The sequence below is a fragment of the Falsiroseomonas sp. RANM36 genome, assembly GCF_056682175.1.
In genome coordinates this window covers 74,456-81,035 of sequence record NZ_JBWXTD010000003.1, presented here as the reverse complement: position 1 = coordinate 81,035, position 6,580 = coordinate 74,456, and the positions used below count along the sequence as shown (strand labels likewise).

General features: G+C 73.5%; 7 protein-coding genes. 1 reads left to right on the top strand and 6 read right to left on the bottom strand.

The features are described from left to right. The 6 genes from AC1MIR_RS05325 to AC1MIR_RS05300 form a co-directional block, all read right to left on the bottom strand. On the bottom strand, positions 1–838 hold an 838-nt coding region (locus AC1MIR_RS05325; RefSeq protein WP_480027148.1), incomplete at its 3' end, for an LptF/LptG family permease. 27 nt (positions 839–865) lie between these two features. Beyond that, positions 866–2,290 carry an FAD-binding oxidoreductase gene (locus AC1MIR_RS05320; protein ID WP_480027147.1) on the bottom strand — a complete coding sequence of 475 codons (1,425 nt, stop codon included), beginning with the start codon at positions 2,288–2,290 and terminating at the stop codon, positions 866–868. Positions 2,291–2,300: 10 nt separating this feature from the next. Next, complete coding sequence (locus tag AC1MIR_RS05315; RefSeq protein ID WP_480027146.1) at positions 2,301–2,831, bottom strand: chromate transporter; 531 nt, start codon at positions 2,829–2,831, stop codon at positions 2,301–2,303. Continuing rightward, positions 2,828–3,397, bottom strand: a complete 570-nt coding sequence (locus AC1MIR_RS05310; protein ID WP_480027145.1) for a chromate transporter — start codon at positions 3,395–3,397, stop codon at positions 2,828–2,830. Before AC1MIR_RS05310 ends, AC1MIR_RS05315 begins: the two co-directional genes overlap by 4 nt. 31 nt (positions 3,398–3,428) lie before the next feature. After that, positions 3,429–4,478: an SGNH/GDSL hydrolase family protein gene (locus tag AC1MIR_RS05305; protein ID WP_480027144.1), complete on the bottom strand. Its 1,050-nt coding sequence runs from the start codon at positions 4,476–4,478 to the stop codon at positions 3,429–3,431. Positions 4,479–4,601: 123 nt separating this feature from the next. Beyond that, positions 4,602–5,657 carry a helix-turn-helix domain-containing protein gene (locus tag AC1MIR_RS05300; RefSeq protein ID WP_480027143.1) on the bottom strand — a complete coding sequence of 352 codons (1,056 nt, stop codon included), beginning with the start codon at positions 5,655–5,657 and terminating at the stop codon, positions 4,602–4,604. A 175-nt stretch (positions 5,658–5,832) separates the two neighbouring features. On the opposite strand from AC1MIR_RS05300, the gene AC1MIR_RS05295 reads away from it, so the two are divergent. Beyond that, positions 5,833–6,573: a hypothetical protein gene (locus AC1MIR_RS05295; protein WP_480027142.1), complete on the top strand. Its 741-nt coding sequence runs from the start codon at positions 5,833–5,835 to the stop codon at positions 6,571–6,573. The last annotated feature ends 7 nt before the right edge of the window (positions 6,574–6,580 follow it).

Below are 6,580 nucleotides of genomic sequence, written 5' to 3'. Positions count from 1 at the left end.
CGCCCTGCCCGTAGACGCGGGCGTTCTCGCGCGGGCGCCGCCCCCCCGCGGGGGGGGGGCCGCGCCGCGCGGCGACGCGGCGCGCGCGCGAATCGCGCGCGCGCGCCTCCTCCTGGCGGGTGGCGCGCGCCAGGTCCACGCTGTTCTCGGCGAAGGAGAGGGTGTTCAGCCGGGGCGGCTGGCCGTTGCGCGCCTGCTCCATCTGCTCGCGCACGCCGTTGATCAGCAGCACGCGCGGCCCGAGCGGGGTGGTGGTGATGCGGCCCTCCTCGGCGATGATGGTCACCGGCGCGCCCGGCTCGCGCTGGTCGTGCACCAGGATGCCGCGCAGGGTGCCGTCGCGTTCGCGCGCCCGGGCATAGACCGTGAGCTCGTTGCCGATCGAGGAGAACACGCCTTCCTGCAGCAGGATCGCGGCCATCTGGTTGCGGATCTCGAACTGCCACATGCGGAAGGCGCCGTGCGAGAGCGGCACCAGCCAGAGATTGAGCGCATAGCCGACCGCCACCGAGATCAGCGCCAGCGTGACCGCCGGCCGCGCGAGGCGCAGCGGCGAGAGGCCGGCGGCGCGCATCACCACCAGCTCGCGGTCGGTGTTCATCCGCACATAGACGAAGAGCACCACGACGAAGGTGGTGATCGGCAGGATCACCGCGACGAAGCCCGGCAGCATCAGGCTGGTGAGCTCGAGGAAGACGGTCAGCGACAGGCCGCGGTCCAGCACCAGCTCGATGAAGCGGAGCGACTGGGTCAGCCACACCAGCGCCGCCAGCCCGGCGGTCACCGCCAGCAGGCCGCCCGCGAGCTGGCGGAAGATGTAGCGGTCGATCCGGGTCATCCGCCCATCCCTACCACCCCCGGCCGGTCAGGGCAGCACCTTCCCCGGATTCATCAGCCCCTGCGGATCGAGCGCCGCCTTGATGGCCCGCATCGCCGCCAGCTCCGCCCCGCCGCGCCAATCCTCCATCATGTCGGTCTTGAGCCGGCCGATGCCGTGCTCGGCGCTGAAGGAGCCGCCGAGGTCGCGCACCACCGCGTTCACGCAGTCCATGATGTCGTGGCTGCGCGCGAGGAAGGCGGCGGGGTCCATGCCTTCCGGCTGCTCCAGGTTCATGTGGATGTTGCCGTCGCCGATATGGCCGAAGGGCACCGGCCGGCTGCCGGGGATCAGCGCCCGCAGCGCCGCGGAACAGCGGCGGATCATCTCCGGCACCTTCGAGACGGGCACCGAGACGTCGTTCTTCACGCTCGCGCCCTCGCGCTTCTGCGCCTCCGGGTGTTCCTCGCGGATGCGCCAGATCTTCTGGGCCTGCGCCTCGTTCGCGGCGATCGCGGCGTCCGTGACCTCCGCCGCCTGCATCGCCTCGAACAGCACGGATTCCGCCATCTCGCGCAGCTGCGCGTCCGGCCGCGGGGAGGCGAGATCCACCAGCACGTAGTGGTCGGCGCGCGATTCCAGCGGCAGCGTCACGCCCTCGATGTGCCTCACCGCGAAATCGACGCCGGTGCCGGACATGTATTCGAAGGCGCGCACCGCGCTCTCGTCGCGGTCGCGGAAGCGGCGGAACAGCGCGAGCGCCGCGTCCTCGTCCGCCACGGCGCAGAACGCCAGCGCGGTGTCGCGCGCCCGGGGAAACAGGCGCAGCACGGCGGCGGTCACGATGCCGAGCGTGCCCTCCGCGCCCACCAGCAGGTGGCGCAGCGCATAGCCGGTGTTGTCCTTGCGCAGCCGGCGCAGCCCGTTCCAGATGCTGCCATCCGGCAGCACGGCCTCCAGCCCCAGCATCAGCTCGCGTGCGTTGCCGTAGCGAACGGTGGTGTTGCCGCCGGCATTGGTCGAAAGCACGCCGCCGATCGTCGCCGAGCCCTCCGCGCCGAGGCTCAGCGGGAACAGGCAGCCGGCCTCGGCGGCGGCGTCCTGCGCGGCCTTCAGCACCACGCCGGCCTCGGCGGTCATGGTCATGTCCAGCGGATCGAGCGCCCGGATGCGGTTCATGCGCGCCAGCGACAGCACCAGGTGCCGCCCGCTCTCGTCCGGCGTCGCGCCGCCCACCATGGAGGTGTTGCCGCCCTGCGGCGTGATCGGCACCCCCGCCGCGACACAGAGCCGGACCACGGCGGCGACCTCCTCTGTGGAGGCGGGGCGCGCCACGGCGAAGGCCGCGCCGCGATAGAGCGCGCGCCAGTCCGAGAGATGCGGCGCGATGTCCGCCGCATCGGTCAGCAGGCCGCGCGGCCCGAGGATGGCGGCGAGCTCGTCGAGGATGCGCGAAGGCGTGGAATCCGGCATGGCCGCCCTTCTACAGGAAAAGCGCGCCCGCCACCGCCCCCGCCGCCAGGACCCAGAGCGGGCTGCGGTCGCTCCGCCAGACGAACAGCGTCGAGCCGATGGTCAGCGCCACCGCCACCCAGCCCGTGGCCGCGGTGACGCCGAGCAGGATGCCGGCAGCCAGGATCAGCCCGACCGCGATCGGCACCAGCCCGCGCTCCACCAGGCGCAGCCGCGCATTGCCGCGCAGCCGGGTGCGCAGGCGGGAGAAGCCATAGGCCAGGAACCCCGCCGGCACGGTCATCCCGGCCGTCGCCACCAGCATCCCGGCAAGCCCCGCCACCTGCCAGCCGATCAGCCCCACCACCAGGACATTGGGCCCCGGCGCGGCCTGGGCGAGGGCGAAAAGCTGGGCGAATCGCGCGTCGCTCATCCAGCCATGCACCTCCACCACCAGGCGGTGCATCTCCGGCACCACGGCGATGCCGCCACCGACCGCGATCAGCGAGATCGCCATGAACCCCCAGGCGAGCTGCCAGAGGATTTCGGTCGTTCCGCTCACCGCGCCGGCTTCGCGGGAAGCCGGTCGGTCCACCAGGCGGCGGCGATGCCGAAGGGGGCGAGGCCCAGCACGATCACCGGCAGGGGCAGGCGCAGCACCGCCGCGCCGAGCAGGGCGGCGACGCCGACCGCGAGCACCGGCAGAGCGGGGCGCAGGTTCTGCACCATCTTGAGCGCGGTGCCGATCACCATCCCCGCCGCCGCCGCCGCGGTGCCGGCCAGCACCGCCTTGACCAGCGGCAGCTCCCCCCATCGGTCATGCGCCCAGGCCATCAGCACCAGCACCGCCATCGGCCCGCCGAACAGGCCGAGCGAGGCCAGCACCGCCCCGCGCGCGCCGTGCCAGCGCTCGCCGAGCTGGATCGCGACGTTCAGCGCGTTCGGCCCGGGCAGCGCCTGCGCGAGGCCGAGCACCTCGGCATAGTCCTGCTCGGAGAGCCAGCGCTCCTCCTCCACGATCACGCGGCGGGCCCAGGCATTGACCCCGCCGAAGCCGATCAGGCCGATGCGGAGATAGGTGGCGAAGAGTTTCCCGAGGGTGGGACGCGGCGCTGGTTCGGGCGGCATGCTCCGAACGGAGCGCCTGCCGCCCGGCCGATCAAGTCCCCGCCGCCGGGCGCCGGCGCGCCACGACGAGGCCGGCGAGCGCGACCAGCAGCAGCCCGGCCGCGCCCGGCGCCGGCACCGCGGCCAGGGCCGCATTCGCGATCCACAGATGCGTCGCGGCCGAGGGATGCAGGTCGTCGAAGAACAGCGAGGTGGTCAGCTGCGTCGGCGTGCAGACCAGGTTGGCCGGGATGGTCGTGGTGTAGTTGACCGCCCCGCCCTCGAGGCACGCATCGGTGACGTTGCTCAGGCCGAAGGCGGCCGGCGCCGCCACGGCGCGGTTGATCAGGGCGAAGGTTTCCACCTCGAACACGCGCACGCCCGGCTGCGCATCGAAGGCGGCGAGGCTGGTCGCCAGGGCGGCGTTGAAGGCGGCGGCGATGCCGGTGCCGGCGGCGCTGGTGATCGGGTCGCCGTTCAGCCGCGGCGTCTTGCCGAGATCGGGCAGGTTCAGCACCAGGAAGTGCTGCGCCCCGGCATTCTCCAGGGCCTGCATCTGCCCGATCAGCGAGGCGACGGAGGTGGCGATGGCGTTGTTGATGAACAGGGCGCGCGCCAGGGGATCGGCGATCAGGCTCGCAGCCGCCAGCGTCTGCAGCATGTCGTTGGAGCCGGACCATACGGCATAGAGGGCATCGGCAGGCGCCGTGCCGCCGGTGGCGCCGAGGAACGCGGCGATCTGGCCGGGCAGGTTGATGAGGGCGCCGGCGGCCGGCGGCAGCGGCGGGGGTGCCGGCGCCGTGTCGGCGCGGCCAAGGGCGTAGGCGAAGATCCGCCCGCCGAGCAGGGAGGGCGCGGTCGGCCCGGTGCCGAGCCGCTGCGAGAAGGATTCGACCCAGGTGTTGCCGTTGCTGAGCTGCCCCGCGGCATAGGGCGGCACGGGCGCGACGCCGCCGGTGGCGATGAACAGGTTGCCGCGGTCGGTCAGGCTGTCGCCGAAGGCATAGAACCCCGCATATCCGGCCTCGGCCGGGCGCGCCGCCAGCGGCGCGGCGGCAATCAGGGCAAGTGCCGCAAGGCGTGGCAGGACTCGGCGCAGCATGTCTCTTCCCCCATGGGTTGACGGGAGATTTCCGCAGCGGATCGTTTCCGGCAAGCTCACGAACGCGTGAAGCGCGACATCCGGCGGCGGCGCGGTGGTGCGCTGTCCCGGGGGGCTGTCGGATCAGCGCGGCGCCAGGGGCCCGGATGCGCGCCGCACGACCTCGCGCGGCGTCTCGCCGAAGCGGCGTCGGAATGCCGCGGCGAGCCGCGCCCCGTTGGTGAAGCCGTAGCGGCGCGCGATCGCGGCGACCGGGGCCTCCGTCGCGCCGCGGCTCAGCTCGGCGTGCAGCCCGTCCAGCCGGGTGCCGTGCAGGGCGGCGAGCGGGGTGCGGCCGCGGAAGCGGCGGAAGGCGGCGCTCAGCGTCCGCACGCTGCATCCCGCGGCGGCGGCAAGGTCGGCGACGCGCAGCGGTTCCGTGCAATGCGCGCGCATGAAATCCTCCGCCCGCGTGACATGGGCCGGGGCGGCGGCGCCCCCGGCGGAACGCAGCCGCTCGGAGTAGCTGTGCGACGTGGCCGAGAGGACCAGGGAGGCGAGCAGGTCCGTGGTCGCGGCCAGCGCGACGGCGTTGTCGGCGATGCCGTCGGGCCGCGCGAATTCCTCCATGACGAAGTGGAGCTGCCGCTTCAGGCTGGCCGCGAGACCCTGCTCCCAGTCCAGCGTGGGGCGGAATTCCAGTGGCGCGCGCAGCCGCGTGTCGAGCATGTGCTCCAGCATCGCCTCGATCGTCGCGATCCTGAGGAAGACATTGGCGCGCTGGCTGTCGTCGCTGGTGACGAGGCGTGTCCCGGCGTCGGGCAGGTAGACCAGGCCCTGCGACACGCCGACGGTGGCGGTCTCGGCGCCGCGCATCCAGGTGATGCGACCGTGCAGGGGGATGCTGAAGGCCAGCAGGTCGCTCGGCTCGCCCGACAGCGAGACCTCGGTGGCGAAGCGGCTCTCGCCGCTCGTGGCGACGATGGGGCCGGCGCCGCGGATCGCGAGGCTGAAGATCGGCTCCTGGAAGCGCCGGCGCCAAAGCGCGCGGTCCTGCAGCAGGTAGCGGTAGCAGCGGCTCGGGGCCGGCAGGCGGTCGCTGACGCGCGACCGGAGGTCGAACTCCGACGGATCGCTCGCGCGGACGACGCGGAACATGGAGACGGGTTCGGTTGCGGAAGACAGCGAAGGGTTCGGCATGGCGACCCTCTCCTGGCGGCAACCCGCCCGTCGCATCAGACCGCGAATCGGACAATTTCCGCAAGCACGATACATATCAGGCAACTGATTTTTTGCTGGCCTCCCTTCCCGCCCCGCCCCCGCCCCGGCGCGTGCGAGCCTTCCGGGCGTCGTCGTTGCGGAGAGGAGAAGCCCGATGATGTCGTCCCGCCTGCCCGCCGCCCTGCTGCCCGCCGCCCTGCTGGCCGCCGGCCTCCTGGTGCCGCCCGCCATGGCCGATGAATACGCGGCCTACGAGCAGGTCGATGTCGCCGCCCCGGGCGCGCCGGGCTGTCATGCCGGCATGCTGCTCAGCCTGCCATCCTCCTGGCGGGCGACTGACGGGGCGGCGGTGGTGCTGACGCTCGGGCCGCATGACCACGCCGCGCGCGAGGTGCTGGTGTCGGCGCTGCTCGAGCAGCGTGCGGCGGTGCTCGAACTGGTGCCGCTGCGCTGCGGCGCGGCGGGCGGGGGCGGGGCCGATGCGGTCGCGAGCGCGCTCGGCGCGCTGGACGCGCTGAAGCGGCAGGTGGGCGCCGGGCTGGTCGTGGCGATCGGCTATGGCGCCGGCGCGGCCGCTGTGCTGGAGGTGGTCGATGATAGGACCGCGAACCGGCTCGGCGCCGATGGCCCGCGCTACGCCGCCGCGGTCGCGATGGGCGAGGGCGCGCCGGCCTTCGTGCGCGGCGCCGTCCTGCCGCCGCGCGAACAGGCGCCGGAGCGTCTCGCGATCCTGTGCCAGGCGCTGGCGGACATCGCCGGCGGCACGGGCAGCGCCGCACCCGACCACGGTCGCGTGACGATGGAAGCAGACGCGTGCCGGACCGCCATGGCGGAGCAGGCCCCGGCCGCCGGCGCTTCGGCGCCGCGCCTGGTGCCGGTGGGCCTGCGGCAATAGCGGCGGG

Coding starts and splice junctions, on each gene's coding strand:
- AC1MIR_RS05295 (WP_480027142.1), top strand. CDS start 5,833: ATGATGTCGTCCCGCCTGCCCGCCGCCCTGCTGCCCGCCGCCCTGCTG.
- AC1MIR_RS05305 (WP_480027144.1), bottom strand. CDS start 4,478: ATGCTGCGCCGAGTCCTGCCACGCCTTGCGGCACTTGCCCTGATTGCC.
- AC1MIR_RS05320 (WP_480027147.1), bottom strand. CDS start 2,290: ATGCCGGATTCCACGCCTTCGCGCATCCTCGACGAGCTCGCCGCCATC.
- AC1MIR_RS05310 (WP_480027145.1), bottom strand. CDS start 3,397: ATGCCGCCCGAACCAGCGCCGCGTCCCACCCTCGGGAAACTCTTCGCC.
- AC1MIR_RS05300 (WP_480027143.1), bottom strand. CDS start 5,657: ATGCCGAACCCTTCGCTGTCTTCCGCAACCGAACCCGTCTCCATGTTC.